Origin of the sequence: Paenibacillus sp. DP01 (assembly GCF_044784315.1) — a bacterium.
GTDB classification, from domain to species: domain Bacteria; phylum Bacillota; class Bacilli; order Paenibacillales; family Paenibacillaceae; genus Paenibacillus; species Paenibacillus polymyxa.
The window spans coordinates 2464887-2480524 of the sequence record NZ_CP173059.1; the positions used below are offsets into that span (position 1 = coordinate 2464887).

Genomic DNA, 15638 nt, shown 5'->3' on the forward strand with positions numbered 1-15638 from the left:
TGTTGATGAATAGCATGAAACGGGAAAAGCTACTGATTCTGTCCGGCGCGCTCGGGGATGGACATATGCAGGCGGCCAAGGCGATTTTGGAGGCATCGGTGCTGTACAAACAGGGAGTAGAGGTGGTCGACTTCATGCAATGGATCCATCCCCGCATGCATGTGGTTGAACGGTATTGCTTCCTGCAATGGGTGAAGCATTTTCCTTCCTCATACGGATATATGTATCAGAAGACCCGGACGGACAGTACACTTACTTTCTTCCTGAAGCATTTTCTCACGACCAGCCTGCAGCGGCTGCTCAAACTTCTGAATGAGGAACAGCCGACGTTGATTGTCAGCACGTTCCCGCTGGCATCAGCCGCCATTTCCTTGCTTAAGGAAAAAGGGATGACGGATCTGCCTGCGGCAACGGTCATTACCGACCATTCCGATCACAGCTATTGGATACATCCGTCTACGGATCTGTATCTGGTTGGTTCTGAAGGCGTGCGTGCAGCTCTGCAGAGAAAAGGCGTTGCTGACCACAAAATCGCTGTAACGGGCATCCCTGTTCGCCCATCCTACAGTCAGCATGACAATAAAGACCGGCTGCGCGAGAAGCTGGCCTTGGATCTTGACGCCTTTGTCGTGCTGGTGATGGGCGGCGGCTGCGGGATTATCGATAAATCCTTCATCGAGCAAATGCAATCTGACTCTTTTCCCCCTAACGTGCAATTTGTCATTGTATGCGGACGCAATGTGAAGCTGCTGTACCGCCTGCATGAAGCGTTGGGAGACAGGGATAACGTCATGCTGACAGGCTTCCTGGAGGGAATCCATGAATGGATGGCGTCCGCAGACGTATTGATTACCAAGCCGGGCGGACTGACGACCTCCGAAGCGCTGGCGCTTCAGCTTCCCATGCTGCTGCTGGAGCCACGGCTGGGGCAGGAAAAGGATAATGCCGATTATTTGATTCAAACGGGAGTAGCTTATCTATGTCAGATTGACAATTTGCAGGATCAGCTTCAGCGGCTGGTTCAACAGCCTTCCCTATTGGAAGAAATGAGGGAGAAAGCAGGGCTGTGCAGACAGCAGGATTCCGCCAGACATGCGGTCATGCAAATTCTGAGCATGCAGAACGATACACAGGAAGAAAAATGGGTTTGCTCCTTGCAGCAGTATGCTTAAGCTTAATTTTCACTAAGGGGGATAAAGACGTTGCTTGTTAAATATTTGATGATTGGGCTCATAGGCTTCATCAGTCTGTATATGTTAATTCCAAGTTTTCTGCCACGAATCATCAGATTTGGAGCCTTTCGTAAGGGAACCACCAAGAACCAGGTAGCGTTCACGTTCGACGATGGGCCGCATCCGAGGTATACACCGGAATTATTGGATTTATTGCAGGATTATCAAGTGAAGGCCACATTCTTCGTGCTTGGCTCACAGGCGGAACTGCACCCGGATCTGATCAGAAGAATGGATCGTGAAGGTCATCAGATTGGAATCCACAATTATGATCACATCTCTAATTGGCTGATGCTTCCCTGGACGGTGCGGCGTGATCATATGAAACGGACCGCAGATATTATTGAATCCATAATTGGAAAAAGGCCGGATCACTATCGTCCGCCATGGGGGCTCATGAACGCTTTCGATTTCTTTCATCCCAAATCGTACCGCATCGTACTCTGGTCCTTGAAGGCGGGGGATTGGCGCAGCAGAAGCTGCCGCAAGAAGTTGAAGGCAACGCTACTGAACGGAATTACGGACGGATCTGTTATTTTGCTGCATGACAGCGGAGATACGCCGGGAGCGGACTGTCACGCACCATATTTTATGCTTCGGGCTCTGGAGGAAGTACTGCATCAATTACAGGGACGCAACTTGCAATTCGTTCGTCTAGATGAAATGGCTTGATAAGTGAAATGAGGTGACAATAGTGGGACATGAACCGCAAATTTTAATTTTAACGGCCGATTACGGAGAAGGTCATCATCAGGTGTCCAAGGTGTTGCAGCAAAGCTTGATTCGCAATGGTTATAGCCAGGTGGCGGTTGTCGACTTGTTCCGGGAAGCTTATCCTGTACTGAACAAAATAATCCGCTATCTGTACCGGCAAAGCCTGTATGCAGCCAGCCTGGGCATTCCCTATTACGGATGGACCTACCATCTGACCAACCAGCTTCCCATGAAGGGAAAGATCGCAGCCTGGATGAACAGTCTTGGCGGCGACAGGCTCAAGAAAATCATCCTCCAGTACCAGCCGGAAGTCATCATTTATACATTCCCGTTCGGCAGCTTGCCAAGCAGCGAGGCATTATCTGCGATCCGTCCCCGGACTGCGGTTGTCATAACGGACTTTGACGTTCACCGAAGATGGCTGTTCGCCAAGCCAGATCATTATTTTGTCCCTACCAGCGACGTGAAAGAGGCTATGGTCAGGCAGGGCGTCCCCGAGAGTCGTATTACCGTGACCGGGATTCCGGTCAAGGAGTCATTTTATGATGCGGCAATGATCGGTTCTGGCTCCGTTAAAGAAATAGATGAGCATGTGATTCTGCTTATGGCTAACGTCTGCGGCACATTGCATTCGCTATCGAAGCTCATCGGGAAGCTGCTGCTCTTGTCAGGCGTCCGCATTCGAGTGATTTGCGGCCGGCAGGAAGGATGGAGACGGAGGCTTGCGGAGAGCTGGGAGGATGATGCAAGAGTGGATGTATTCGGCTTCACCGATCAATTGCATGTTCTAATGAGCAGCGCCTGCTGCGTCATCACGAAAGCGGGAGGCGTTACACTATCCGAGACGATTCAGGCCGGGGTTCCGATTTTCATCCTAAATCCGTTTCTGGGGCAGGAGAAGGAAAATGCCCTGTACTTGCAGCGCAAAGGAGCGGCAGTCGTGGCCTTTACGATTCATGATCTGGTGTTGCAGATACAAGCGATGATCTCCTCTGAGCCGATCAAGCAGTCGATGATGAACGGGCTGCTCGCAGTAAGGCAGAAAACGTCTGCGGACCATATTGTCCGGCATTTGTTTCCTGAGGCAAGTCCCTTAAGAAGGGGTGGAATATGATGAGCGGGAGGAGCGCGTTCAAGCTTTCTACTCTGACGCTGTTCACGGTGCTTTTTTGCACAGAGTTTGTCCGAAGCGCTTTCTTGTTCTCGTTTCTGCCGAACTTTGCCGTCAACGAGTCGGGGCAAACCGTTGCTTTGGTCGGTCTTGCCGTCTCACTTCATTATACAGCCGATACGCTGATTAAATGTGTGGCTGGATATTTGCTGGACAGGTTTTCGCTGCGCTGGCTGCTGCCCACCACTTTCGTCCTGATGCTGTCCGGACTAGCCGTCGTGTTCTTTAGCCCGTATGCCTGGGGGCTCGTTGTCGGTTCCGTGATGCTTGGGATGGGGGCGTCGCCTATATGGCTCATTTGTCTGGAGAAAATCCGGCTGACGGAGCGGGCGGCCCAGATTGGGGCGATATACACTGTGTGGCTGGCCTGCATCGGTCTGGGGCCGGTCACAATCAATCTCACCTTCGATTATGGCTTCGAACCTGCCTTCCGGCTGATGGTTGCGCTGCTCGCCGTCGGCTGCATCGCATCGTTCGGGATTAACAGAACAACCTCCTTGCGTCTCCAAAACGTCAGCTTTGCCGAACAAGCGGCAGGACTGCGAAGAAGACTCGTTCAGCTGAAATGGCTGCTGCCAGGCATGGTTCTGCAGATGACCGCCGCGGGACTGCTGCTGCCGATACTGCCCGGTTTTGCCGCTGACCATCTCGGTTTGAGCCAGCCACAATATTCGCTAATGCTCATATTAGGCGGGGCCGGCGCGATGCTGTTTCTTGTCCCGATGGGGAAGCTGGCCGATCGATGGGGGCACAAGCAAATGCTGTTCGCCGGTTTCGTATCGCTTACGGTCGTATTGGCTCTGTTAATCGTATCCATGCCGCCGCCTGCATTAACGATGCTGTTTGCCTTTATGCTGGGATTGTCTTACTCAGCCGTGCTTCCGGCCTGGAATGCGGTGCTGTCATACCTTGTTCCGGAGGATCAGAAGGGGACCGGGTGGGGAGTACTCTCCGGGATTGAAGGGCTCGGTATTATGATTGGCCCGGTCATCGGGGGATGGATAGCCAGCCAGTATACGAATGCTGCTGCCATTAGCCTCAGCGCTGCTTTACTGGCGGTTCTTGCACTTTTTTATTTGATTTTGCCGCAAAACAAGCTTGTCTCGGCTGGCGGGACTTTGCAGCACAAGAGGGAGAAGGCTCATGGACCTGATCGGGGTAGTTGAACAATTATTTCACGAATATGGATACCTGGTCTTGCTCATCGGCTTGCCGCTGGACTTCATGGCGCTCCCGTTCCGCCGGGCAACAGCACCTTGACCCATACCGGTTTCTTAGCCTCTAAAGATGTGCTTCATGGGCTGTCGGCTATTGCGATGGCCCTGACGGGATCGATTATAGGGTCAGCATCACGTATGTGATTGGCTACAAGGCAGGTATGCATGTGATCGAGCGTTACGGCCACTGGCTCTTCCTCAAGCAGGAGTTGGTCGAGAAGACGCACCGCTACTATGACAAATACGGGGGCCCATTGCTGCTGGTTAGCTTCTTCATTCCTGGAGTCCGGCAGTTTATCGGCTATTTTATCGGGGAGCAGTGGCCAAATATGTTCAGCATCATTGAGCAATATTTGAAGTTCTTTTTTATCGGAGTGGCTTTTCTCGCGGGGGTGTGGGTTGCTGGTTCAAGTTCGAAGCGCGAGGAGGAACGGATGCAAAGCTTACTGATTTTCTCCGTCACAGCTTCTGTGCGCTCTGTCTCCACGGGTACTTTCCAGCGGTAGTAGGTCGCTCTTGCGATCCCGAGCCATGTACAAGCCTCAGACACCGTCACTTCGTCTCGAATGGACTCAATCCAAGCAACGGGAACTTCTGGTTCCACCTCCTTTCCAGTTCCTTGTACTTTTTTACTAGGTCCATTTTGCTGCTCCAGACGATGCACTTCGCCTGTTCGATACCGCCTCATACATGTTTTTTTCTGTGTCTTATTCCGTATTCCCAACTGCTCCATAACCTCTCTTACCGAAACTCCTGCCAATCTCATTTCAATAGCCTTTATCTTTATTTCTAAGGGGGAACTCACTCTCGTTGCCAACGTAAAAACACCTCCAAGGTTATCTCCATATCTTACGACATGGCTTGATTCTCTTGAAGGTGTTTTGATTTGTCTCATGTTATGGGGCCAGTCCCGTTCCCCTTGGCGATCCTGACGGTTTTTTTGCTGATTCATTGCAGTGATTCATTGATTGGGATACGTCATATATAAAAGGGCATTATGGCAGCTCAGCTTTTATACTGCTCCATCAGGTACATGATCTTCACTTCATCGGCCAAATCTCCAAAGGGTTCTAACGGATTCTCCTGAATGATATGATATAAACGTTGGATTCGTTCCTTTGGTAGCTTCCGAACATATCTGGAGATGAAAGCGGCATGGGTGACTACGAAGCGTTTTTTACGGACTGCTGCGCTGGCTACGCGAACGAGAATATCTTCGCCCCCGGCCATTTCCAAAATACGGCGCTCATAAAAAGCCACATATCGGAATGTCCGATCCTTAATCAACTCACGATTGAGTCTGGCAACCTCTCCAATGTATCTGACCATAAGGGGTTCAAAGCTTTTGATCAGAAGAGGATCGAGCGTTAATTCCATATCTTTGCGGAGAACAAAAGATTGCAGCAGAGCGACCTGCTGGAGCCTTATCCGATCATTGTGAATGAGTACGGCAATCTCGCGTAGCATTTCAAAACAGACACGCTCACTGAGCTGCCGCAGGGCAACCGCATTTTTATGATTCACATTCAATCCTTCCTGGATCTGCCCTATACGGCCTCTAAATAGGCGTATAAGCTGTCTACGCTGTTCATAAAGCACAATGCGGTGCTGTAGAAGGACCAAGGGCAGGAGGAGAAACGCACCGACGATACCGCACAGTAGCATTTGCTGTGACGAGTGAGCGAAAAAGATAGAAGCAGCCAGCAACGCAATGCCGACAGCAAGGTCTTTATGAAAATAACGTTTGGCTCTGAGTTTAGCATATTGCTCTACAGGAACCAGCGTATCCCGACCACATGCTGTACATTTCTCTTCCCAAAGGGCGGTGAATTGTCCGCAACGCTTGCAGACTCTCAGCTTTTGGAAGGCATGCTCTGTGCGGGTAAAGGGGCGAAATTGCACAGCCTGCTTGGAACTATTCATTGTGCTCACTTCTCCGATTCAGCAGCGCAAGAAGCTCGGTGTCGATTTGTGCAATCGACGGGGCGCGTTTTTTATGTATATAGTAAATTAGTGATTTAATGGCGACAAAAAGAAACATAATCGCCAAACATCCGTATGAGATCATAGTGTACTTCCTCTTTCTGCTTAGATTTTTATTTTACTGTTTTACATGAGTGGGTTTCGCTAGGGTTATTTTTGTCGTATAAAGGAGAAGACTGGTGCCCGATTGCCCTTGTTGGGGTATAATTATATCATTACTGCAGGATATTGGTAAAATCTCGCGATATAATAGGCTTTTTGGTCGCATTCAGGCCGTCCGGGCAGGATTTTCAGCTAGCGCTCATGTAAAACTCATTATAATTTAATAGTAGTGGAGTACAACTGTAATTTAGAATGAGAATTAATCGGCAAAGGGGTACAAGCGATGTTTAGTAGAGACAGAAAATGGTTTTTGGTCATCGGAATCATATGTACAATGATCATGACTTCGATTTCGGCCTGGCAGCCACAGACGGCGAATGCCGCTTCACCCTCAGCTTCTAAAGTGGATGCGGTGTTGGTAGTCGATGTAAGTAATTCGATGAACACCAGTGATCCTGGGAAGATTGGCAATGAAGCCATGAAAATGTTTATTGATATGTTGTCAATGCAAAATGACAAGGTTGGGATTGTAGCGTATACGGATGTCGTACAACGCGAGAAAGCCTTGCTTAATATTTCATCCGAAGCGGATAAGCAGGAACTGAAGACATTTATTGACGGGCTGAACCGGGGAGCGTATACTGACACCTCCGTAGGTGTCAAGGAAGCGATCCGTATTTTGCAGGATGGCAAAACAGCCGGACATGCGCCTATGATCGTTATGTTAGCTGATGGTAACAACGATTTTAATAAGACGACAGGTCGAACTGAAAGCCAATCCACTCAGGATATGGCGCAGGCTGTAGCCGAGGCTAAAAAAAGCGGTGTGCCGATCTATACCATCGGTTTGAATGCAGATGGAAAGCTAAATAAGAATAAACTCGCCGACATCGCGCAGCAAACGGGAGGCAAGTCCTTTATTACAAGCTCGGCGGACGATCTGCCGAATATTTTGAGTGAAATTTTCGCCAGCAATCTGAAATTGAAAGTGGTGCCTTTGCAGTCCATTACGGCCAACGGCGACTATCAGGACGTTACGGTAACCGTACCAAACGATAGCGTGCTGGAAGCCAATATTTCAATTATTTCCTCGAAACCAGTGGACGCGAGATTAATAGACCCGTCGGGCAATACGAAGCCGATCCCTTCGAGCGATGTACTGCTGTCCAAGTCCAAAAGCTACTCGCTGATTAAATTGCTCAAGCCTGTAGCTGGCGACTGGAAGCTTCAAGTCAAGGGAGTGCAGCAGGATAAGATTGATATTAATCTGGTATTTAACTATGATTTGGAGTTGAAGCTGGACGCACCGCCTGCGAAATCATACAAAAAAGGTGACACGGTAGAGATTCGTTCCTATCTGACGAGCAATAACCAGCAGTATCAGGATCAGGAATTGTATGCGAATATGAATGCTGTCCTGAAGGTCAAAGACCTTGATACGGGTACAACAAATGAAGTGCCCCTAACTAACGCAGGGGATGCTTTTACCGGCTCTTATACGATTCCAGATGAGCATGACTATGAACTAACCGTCAGAGCAGAGGAGAAGAGCTTTTACCGTGAAACGCAGCCTGTAACCATCAGCGCCAAAGCTGGGGCGGCGAGTGGTACGAATACTGGCACAACCCAGCCTACGACACCTGCTGAGAAGTCTAAGCTGCTGCCACTCATTCTTTTAGGGGTGGGACTGCTCGTTCTGCTGGTAGCGGCATATTTCATCTGGAAGGCTGTCAAAAAAGCTAATCGTGGCTTTGTCGGCCAGATCGTACTGGAAATCCGGGATGAAAATACCGGCGAAAAGACATACCCGCAGTATAAGAAGCTGAACACCTTCCGGGGCAAATTCAATTTACACCAGTTGCTGCAACTGGCGCCGGAATTTGCCGGAACCGATAAGGTCGTGTTCACGCCAGCGAATCAGGATCGGATCGTGGTGCGTAGCACTCCGGAGATTACGATTGAAAAATCCGGGCGTGCTGTAGACACAGGCAACGGTCTTGAACTGAAAAACGGTGATCGTCTGACGATCCCGCTGGCTAGTGTGGACAAAACCATTTTACTGGAGTTTATTTCAGTAAACAGCTAAACGAACCCTTAGGAGGTCATATCTATGAAACCAGTAGTTAGAGAGCATATCCAACAATTAGACGTATCACTCGGCGGAGGGATCGTAAGCGATAAGATCAGAGTAGATACCATTGATAATCCTATTTTAATTATCGGACTTGGGGGAACGGGGATTGACGCTCTTCTCCGCTTGAAATATCAAATAAACCGCAGATTCAAGCTGCCTGCAGACCCGATTTCCAAGAAAAAGAGCGAGAAGCCGGATAATGTAGAATTTCTCGCTTTTGAAACGAATGAACAAGACCGTAACAAAAAATACAAAGGGATTGGTTTGGACCCCATCAATGAGTTTGTACTGCTATCCAATGCGGAAATCGGTGGATTGCTGCAAAACCGCAGTATTCTAGAGCCATATATCACTGACTGGCTGTCTCCTGAGCTGAGCATTACCGACGGTATGAACGGGGCGGCAGGGGTGCGTCAGGCTGGACGGTTGTTATTGTTCACCAAAATCAATCAGGTCGTACAAAGCATTGACAAAAAAATCAAAACCCTGTCTGAAGGCACCAACAAGAAGCTTATGGTATTCCTGCTGTCTGGATTGTCCGGCGGTACAGGAAGTGGTACTTTCCTCGATATCTCATATATCGTCCGAGGCATCATTGAGCGCGATTATGGTTCCGCTGGTGTAGACCGTGTTAACACACTGGGTTATCTGTTCACGCCGGATATTAATCTGGCGAATAAAAGCCTGAGCGAGCATACGCGTGAATATATTAAAAAGAACGGCTATGCTGCATTGAAAGAACTGGACTACTGGATGAATGTGGACAGTCGTGGCGAACGCTTTAAGCAACAGTACGGTAACATTTTGACTGTAAACTCGCCGTTGCCGCCATTTAATCTGTGTCACCTTATTTCGGCTACGAATACGGAAGGCAAGCTGCTGGAAAATGCTTATGATTACTGCATGAATGTCACCGCTGAGAACATCACCAACTTTATGGCGAGTGAGGAAAAACAGTCAGGCGAAGAGTTCGCCATTCATGACTATATCAGCAACATTCGTACCAATATCGCGCAAATGAATAAGGCGTATCCAGCAAACTATGATTACAATATTATCGGAGCTTCTTCGGCAGTGCTGCCCATGGAGGAAATGACGACATATCTGGCTTACCGGATGTTTGGTAAAATGTCCAAAATGTTTGAGCAAGCGCCGAATCAGGAGGATGTAGAGAAGTTTGCCCGCAAGCTGGGTGTCGATCTGGATAGCATGATCAAAAACTTTGAATCTCGTGTACCTGAGCCGCTTCCGGGTTTTGAGAACAGTGAACGGTTAAGTTATAACAATGTTGTTAAAATGCAAGTAGTCAATATGGACACTGAGCTGGAGCAAACGTTCCTGACGCGTGCCCGCGAAGAGTATATTAAAGCGAAGAAACAACTTCCCGGTGAAATTACAGGACAGTTTACAGACCAAATCCGCCGAATGTTCCTGCATCCCGAGCAAGGACCGTTTTATGTATCTCGCATGATTTATACTGAAAAAGGATTTAGCTTGCTGAAAATGCTGCTTTCCTATGTTGAAACGCTGCGTGAATCGCTGCACCGTATTCCAACGGACATTGAATGGGCGCGTGAGCAAGCGAATGAGAAGCTGGGTGATGCCAAGAGCGCGTTTGTATCCAAGGATAAGAAGAAAAATGCATATATTGAAGCAAAAATTAATGAATATTGGCTGCGGGCTGATGTGGAACGTACAGAGCAGCTCATTGAATTTTATGAAGATCTGTATGACCTACTAAATAAAGAAAATAATCGCATTTATAATGTATTTACTGAAATTTTGAATGCACTGAGTGCCATTTTCGAGAAGAACGGCGATCTGCTGATTAACGGCGAGGAACAATCCGATCACAAAGGAAACAAGACGTACTATTGGAATCTGGTAAGTGTACCGGATATCTCGGAAGTTGTGACCAAGCTGCTGGATAATCGCAATGGTGACGATTTGATCCGTGATTTTGCCCAAGAATTGCTGGAAAATTCAGATCAATGGGTGAAAGATCAGGATATGGATATCATCAGCTCGATTTCTAATTTCTTGACTGACAAATTCGGTGATCTCATTACCCGTTCCATGGAAGATTTCCTGGTTATGAAATACGGACAGGACGAAGCAATTGAAAAATTTGTGGAGCGTTACATTGCAAGCAAGCTGGATGAGGAGGCTGTACCTGTCTTCCATTTGAGCAATAGTTCTGGCAATTTGTACTTCCCGTCATGGGGATTCGTTTCGGTACCTGTACAGTCGCCTAATATCCTGAAGGGCGTTCGCAATTATCAAAATAATGCAATTGGCAAATCGCACTTTACTATTAAAGAAAGTGAAGTCCGTAACCGGATTTTCTGGCTCAATACGCGTAATGGTGTTCCTCTGTTTGTATATACGCCGCTCAAAGTGTATGAAGAGAGCTATGAGAAAACCATTCTTGACCGCGAAGGTATTGGCCGACATCTGGTGCAGACAGGTCAGAACAACTGGACGAATTTGCCGTCGCCGATTCCTGAAAAGTCATGGGGAGAAACTTACGTCAACTCCCGTGTGCAAGCCCACAACGCCCGCATTCGCAATGACTTCGACCGAGCCAAGTCACTCGGCGTAATTCGTGAGAAGGATGTTGATCAAAATACAAGCAGCCGCTTTACTGTAATTCGCTCAAAAGCGCTAGATCTGAATGCGCTACTGGCAGCCTACGATATGCGATTGCAGGAATCCAAGCCGAATTTGGGCGAGGTGAAAAGAGCATGGTCTGAGCTGAAGCGTCTACTAGCTGAAGGGCTTGATCAGGCCGGAAGCAAGGATATTTTTGGCAGCATCAATGAAGAGATGGCGAAGGAAAACCTGATCCGTTCACCAGAGCTAACGCAGGTGGTTCGTGATGAGCTGGCGAAATATATACAAATTGAAGCAAAAGCCGCTGAACTGGAAGCTTTGCTGGGCAAATATCAGGATGAAGAAAAATGGTTGGATCAGTTCATTCAGGCACTCTACACGGACACAATTACGAAAAAAGGCGCTTTGTACGTCTATGATCGTGATGAAGAGGAAGAAGCGTGGGAGCCGTTTGCCAACGTCATGAAAAGCCGCAATTATGTGGAGTTTGAAGTCTTCACAAACTTCCGTGGTTTGGAAGAGAAGAAATTTGCAGCTCTAATGCGCAAGGCGGATCGCCGTGATGCTGTATTGACTTCATCTGAGGATATTACACCACTGCTGGCGAAGTTGGATGAATTGGCTGCAACTTACACAGAGGCTCGCAATCAATTGGAATATGAAAAGGTAGAGCTGGCTAATGGAGCGGAACTTTATGCATTCTATGCTCAAATGGCTGGAAAATTAAACGACATCCGCAGAAAGTTGAAGTAAGTATGAGAGAGCAGCTGTTACGTTATGCGGCTGACTATGCAGCCGCAGAGGACCAATTAATCGGAAGCGGGGATGGACGCAGCAGCATCCATTTCCCGTCCGTGTTTCTTTTTATCGGCGATCGCATGAGCCCGGTGATGAACACAATTGCAGATATCAACCGGACCAAGTGGGATAACAGCACAGGGGTAACCTATATTCAGATTCGCTCACAGGATGAGCATGCGGCTGTAGACCGCTCGGTGGATGCCTTCGTTCATACGATAGCAGTACCGGAAGAAAGTAGCCACCAAACGCTACGCCGTGACTTGCACCAGGCTTTTTATACCCATGAATCGAAGTTAATTGAACTTAACACCGCGTTGCGCCGTGCTAGTGGACATCTGGCCGATTACGGACGGTTGTATTCCTCGTTCGAGCGTGTACATTTGTCGATCTTGACAACAGCGGATGATCCCATGAACGTATTAATTCCTGAAATTACGCTGTTGGCAGAGTATATTTTTGCGCAATCTTTTAAATCAGTACAAATGGATCTGTATGTGTTGGTGAGCGAAAGCGATCAGACTGCCCAATTCGGCTACAGGAGTGCAACGTCCGTTGCTTTTATGCGGGAGTTGGATTATATCCAGAGCCCAGCATATACGTTTACCGCCCCGCTGCATATGACCGAGGACAAATTGACCATCCCGGTATCCCATGCTCCATCTCCGTTGTTTGATCTTGTCTATGTGCTGTCAGACAAGAATGAGCGCGGCGTAACGGTACCGAATAGTCTGCGCGAGAGCTGTGATATTATTTGTCACATTCAGCTTCTAAAAAACCGTTATCAGGCAGGAGATTCCTATCGGTCACAGGATGGGGGCTACAATAATACATCGTTTAAGAACAACATCATGACGGAATCCGGGCGGCAGGGTTATGTGTCGGCTGGATTTTCCCGAGTTAACCGCCCTAATCAATCGATTGCCCTTACGGTGTTGTATCACTTTTATGTGAAGTTGTTAGAGCGTATGAGAACCGAGCAAGAGTGGGACATACGCGATAAGCTAATTTATTTTGGTTTAGATGCTGCCGAGCGTGGCCGCACGCGAAATGATCTAGTTCCTGGCAATGAGGCGATCATGGACATGAGCGCACTAATGACCAGCGGAGCCAGTTACGGCTCGTTGAAACGAATGACATTACGTGAAGCAGAGGAAGCCTTGTTTGGTCAGGGCTGCGAAGCCTTTTTCCGTGACAACTGCGAACGGATCGTACATAAACGCTTGGGAGATTTTCAGGCGGATTTGCGTTTGCAGATGGCTGTGAATACAGCTGCTAAAGAACATCCTCATATCGGCTTTTTCGAGCTGTCAGATTGGACAGATGAAAATCAAACAGGAAATGTGCTTACGGCTATTCGGGGACTGATTCGTGATACGTCCAATGATTTGCAGATTAGTGCAGCCGAACTGGATGCGCTGTATAGCGGACGAGTGGAGGATCAGCCCTTTCAACGACTGCCACTTATGGATAAACATAATGTGCGTAGCTTGATCCGTTATCTGACCGAGACAGTCTACGGACATAAATTGCACATGTTGCGGATTCAAGTGGATTTGGAGCTACTTCGCCGCTATGAACTGGCATTGGAAAAATGGCATGCACAGGCCAAGCATATTACAGTACAGCTTGCCAACCTGGAGCGTGAATTACATCAAACTGCAACGGACAGTATTCGACAGGCTGACAGTTACACAGGCCAAAACCTGTTCGAGTATTATGAGCGTGTGACGGAGGATGTCATGCGTGAGCTAGAAAGCAAGCGGGGAAAATCTATATTCTTTGACACCCGGCATATGGGACCTGTATCTGGGTTGCTGGATGGAGGTTTATCCGCGCTGGTGGATAGACTTACACAGACCTGCCGTACCTTGATTCTCAGCTCACAGCCATTTAATCAGACATTCGAAGAAGAATTATTACGTCGTGCCAATGTAGCTGCTGCATATGAAAATCGGCTGGTCGTTCCAAAGGATGAACTGTTTAAAAAACTGTATCAAACGTTAGAAGAGCATGGCGGAATTAATGTACGTTTGCTCGACTACACCCATGAGCATCGGTATGAAGAAAAGTACTTCTTTGGTGATTACGAAGGCGAGTTTCTTCCTTATGCGATGGATGTGGACATTACTTCGCGAATTTACAAGCTGGGTTTTGTACATGAGCGTCGCAGCAGCGGGGTGGAAAAACTGCATTTGATGGGCGGCTTCCATCTGGAGGATCTGATGGTTTACCGCAACGGCAAAACGTATTATGAGACATATACTGCGAATGGTTTCGTGTTTCATGGAATCGACGTGGACCGGTTGCCGGAATTGCGGTAGCCATAATTATCCTACTTTAATGATGGAAGGAAGCAACGAATCTTATGAAGCAACGTAAATTTAACGTTCTCCTATTGGTGTTTGGCTTGCTGGGCGCTGTAGTAGGCTTCATCTTGGGAGAGCTTATTCTTCACAAATTAATAGGCCACTGGCCGCATATCATCGTGATCGGGCTATATTTTGGCATCATGGCGCTGTGCATTGGTCTAGGCTGCCTTATCGGCGAACTGATTTCGCCACAGTTAAATGGACATTCATGGCGACAACGATACTCCGGATTGTCCTGGAAATTACTAGTACCTGCTACACTCGTCATGTTGTTCGTGGCAGGTCTGCTATTAGAACTGGGTTATCAGGTTAACCCTGAAGGGCGCAAGAGTGTACAGGACCTCGTGCTTGTGATTGATAATTCCGGGAGTATGCAGCAAACAGATCCCGATAATGAGCGCCTAACGGCTGCCAAGAGTCTAATTGGGCAAATGGATGGTGATAAGCGCGTAGCCATTGTTTCATTTGAATCCACTGCGCAGTTGGTGCAGCCATTTACTCCCGTTGGCACAGACGCAGAGAAGCAAGCGGTTTATTCCAAAATCGATAGTATGCAGACTATAATGTCAGCCGGTACAGACATTGGGCTTGCTTTGGACGAGACGATCAAGGAGATTGAAACCCAAGGCAATGCGGAAAAAGGTTCACTCGTTATTATGCTCTCTGACGGCTTTAGCGAACTGGATACGCAAACCGCATTAGCTCCTTACATTGCCCGTCAGATTCCGATTAATACGATCGGCCTGAAACTGGCAGAATCGGAAGGTATAGCTTTGTTGCAAAATATTGCCAGCCTAACGGGCGGAACTTATTCTAATGTAGCTAATGCCCAAGGACTTACTCAGGCGTTCGGTAAAATATATAACAAAATTGGTGATCGCACGCTGGTAACGGAGCGGACAGGTGAGTATGCCGACAGTCTGTATTTTGCCATTTATCGCGTAACGGCTCTAGTTATCATTGGGGTTCTATTAGGGTTGGCTCTTGGATTGATGTTTGATAACCGTTTTCTCGCGCGGAATTTCGCAATTGGCGGAGTTCCAGCCGGCTTGCTCGCTGGATTGATTTTGGAAAGAGGGTTATCTGGCTCGCCTATAGGTGACTTGATGATTCGTTTGCTGGCAGCGCTCGTACTGGCGGCCCTTATTGCTGTCTTTTCGCTTGTTCTGCCGATTGCGGAAAATACTCGCCGATCTTCTGGTGGTGGGAGCCAGGGGGGACCGTCAGGCCACCGGAGAGGGACACCAGAAGGCCCGACGCGCAATCGACGCAACAGTGGGTTTTAGAACGGGAGGCTGGAAC

11 protein-coding genes are annotated in these 15638 nt (G+C 48.2%); 9 read left to right on the top strand and 2 right to left on the bottom strand.

Translation table 11 applies throughout. The annotated features are described in order from the left end of the window. Nucleotides 1–5: 5 nt before the first annotated feature. From ACH59B_RS11205 to ACH59B_RS11225, 5 genes are all read left to right on the top strand, one after another. The gene (locus ACH59B_RS11205; RefSeq protein WP_031463414.1) at nt 6–1172 is read left to right on the top strand and encodes an MGDG synthase family glycosyltransferase; all 1167 of its coding nucleotides are present in this window, start codon (nt 6–8) and stop codon (nt 1170–1172) included. A 30-nt stretch (nt 1173–1202) separates the two neighbouring features. Beyond that, a complete protein-coding gene (locus ACH59B_RS11210) occupies nt 1203–1904 on the top strand; it encodes a polysaccharide deacetylase family protein (protein ID WP_017428395.1) in 702 nt (233 codons plus the stop codon). 22 nt (nt 1905–1926) lie between these two features. Next, nucleotides 1927–3060, top strand: coding sequence for an MGDG synthase family glycosyltransferase (locus tag ACH59B_RS11215; RefSeq protein WP_117289436.1), 1134 nt, complete (start codon nt 1927–1929; stop codon nt 3058–3060). Then, on the top strand, nt 3060–4283 hold the full coding sequence (locus tag ACH59B_RS11220) for an MFS transporter (protein ID WP_230681853.1): 1224 nt from the start codon (nt 3060–3062) through the stop codon (nt 4281–4283). Before ACH59B_RS11215 ends, ACH59B_RS11220 begins: the two co-directional genes overlap by 1 nt. Before the next feature lie 191 nt (nt 4284–4474). Further along, the gene (locus ACH59B_RS11225) at nt 4475–4840 is read left to right on the top strand and encodes a DedA family protein (RefSeq protein WP_180361585.1); all 366 of its coding nucleotides are present in this window, start codon (nt 4475–4477) and stop codon (nt 4838–4840) included. A 499-nt stretch (nt 4841–5339) separates the two neighbouring features. On the opposite strand, the gene ACH59B_RS11230 is transcribed toward ACH59B_RS11225, so the two are convergent. Together ACH59B_RS11230 and ACH59B_RS11235 are read right to left on the bottom strand one after the other, a co-directional pair. After that, nucleotides 5340–6257 (bottom strand): hypothetical protein, encoded by a 918-nt coding sequence (locus ACH59B_RS11230; protein WP_404303755.1) that lies wholly within the window; start codon nt 6255–6257, stop codon nt 5340–5342. Beyond that, a complete protein-coding gene (locus ACH59B_RS11235) occupies nt 6250–6402 on the bottom strand; it encodes a hypothetical protein (RefSeq protein ID WP_017428401.1) in 153 nt (50 codons plus the stop codon). Before ACH59B_RS11235 ends, ACH59B_RS11230 begins: the two co-directional genes overlap by 8 nt. Before the next feature lie 300 nt (nt 6403–6702). On the opposite strand from ACH59B_RS11235, the gene ACH59B_RS11240 reads away from it, so the two are divergent. The 4 genes from ACH59B_RS11240 to ACH59B_RS11255 are packed head-to-tail and all read left to right on the top strand — an operon-like array spanning nt 6703 to nt 15622. After that, entirely contained in the window at nt 6703–8505 is a 1803-nt protein-coding gene (locus tag ACH59B_RS11240) for a VWA domain-containing protein (RefSeq protein ID WP_404303757.1), read from the top strand. Nucleotides 8506–8529: 24 nt separating this feature from the next. Then, entirely contained in the window at nt 8530–11919 is a 3390-nt protein-coding gene (locus tag ACH59B_RS11245; protein ID WP_017428403.1) for a tubulin-like doman-containing protein, read from the top strand. 2 nt (nt 11920–11921) lie between these two features. Beyond that, a complete protein-coding gene (locus ACH59B_RS11250) occupies nt 11922–14288 on the top strand; it encodes a transcription initiation factor TFIID (protein ID WP_404303759.1) in 2367 nt (788 codons plus the stop codon). A 44-nt stretch (nt 14289–14332) separates the two neighbouring features. Then, entirely contained in the window at nt 14333–15622 is a 1290-nt protein-coding gene (locus tag ACH59B_RS11255; protein ID WP_117289424.1) for a VWA domain-containing protein, read from the top strand. The last annotated feature ends 16 nt before the right edge of the window (nt 15623–15638 follow it).

What these genes read in the sequence shown, in the direction of transcription:
- ACH59B_RS11240 (WP_404303757.1), top strand. Translation starts at nt 6,703, where the DNA reads ATGTTTAGTAGAGACAGAAAATGGTTTTTGGTCATCGGAATCATATGT.
- ACH59B_RS11245 (WP_017428403.1), top strand. Translation starts at nt 8,530, where the DNA reads ATGAAACCAGTAGTTAGAGAGCATATCCAACAATTAGACGTATCACTC.
- ACH59B_RS11255 (WP_117289424.1), top strand. Translation starts at nt 14,333, where the DNA reads ATGAAGCAACGTAAATTTAACGTTCTCCTATTGGTGTTTGGCTTGCTG.
- ACH59B_RS11220 (WP_230681853.1), top strand. Translation starts at nt 3,060, where the DNA reads ATGAGCGGGAGGAGCGCGTTCAAGCTTTCTACTCTGACGCTGTTCACG.
- ACH59B_RS11205 (WP_031463414.1), top strand. Translation starts at nt 6, where the DNA reads ATGAATAGCATGAAACGGGAAAAGCTACTGATTCTGTCCGGCGCGCTC.
- ACH59B_RS11235 (WP_017428401.1), bottom strand. Translation starts at nt 6,402, where the DNA reads ATGATCTCATACGGATGTTTGGCGATTATGTTTCTTTTTGTCGCCATT.
- ACH59B_RS11230 (WP_404303755.1), bottom strand. Translation starts at nt 6,257, where the DNA reads ATGAATAGTTCCAAGCAGGCTGTGCAATTTCGCCCCTTTACCCGCACA.
- ACH59B_RS11250 (WP_404303759.1), top strand. Translation starts at nt 11,922, where the DNA reads ATGAGAGAGCAGCTGTTACGTTATGCGGCTGACTATGCAGCCGCAGAG.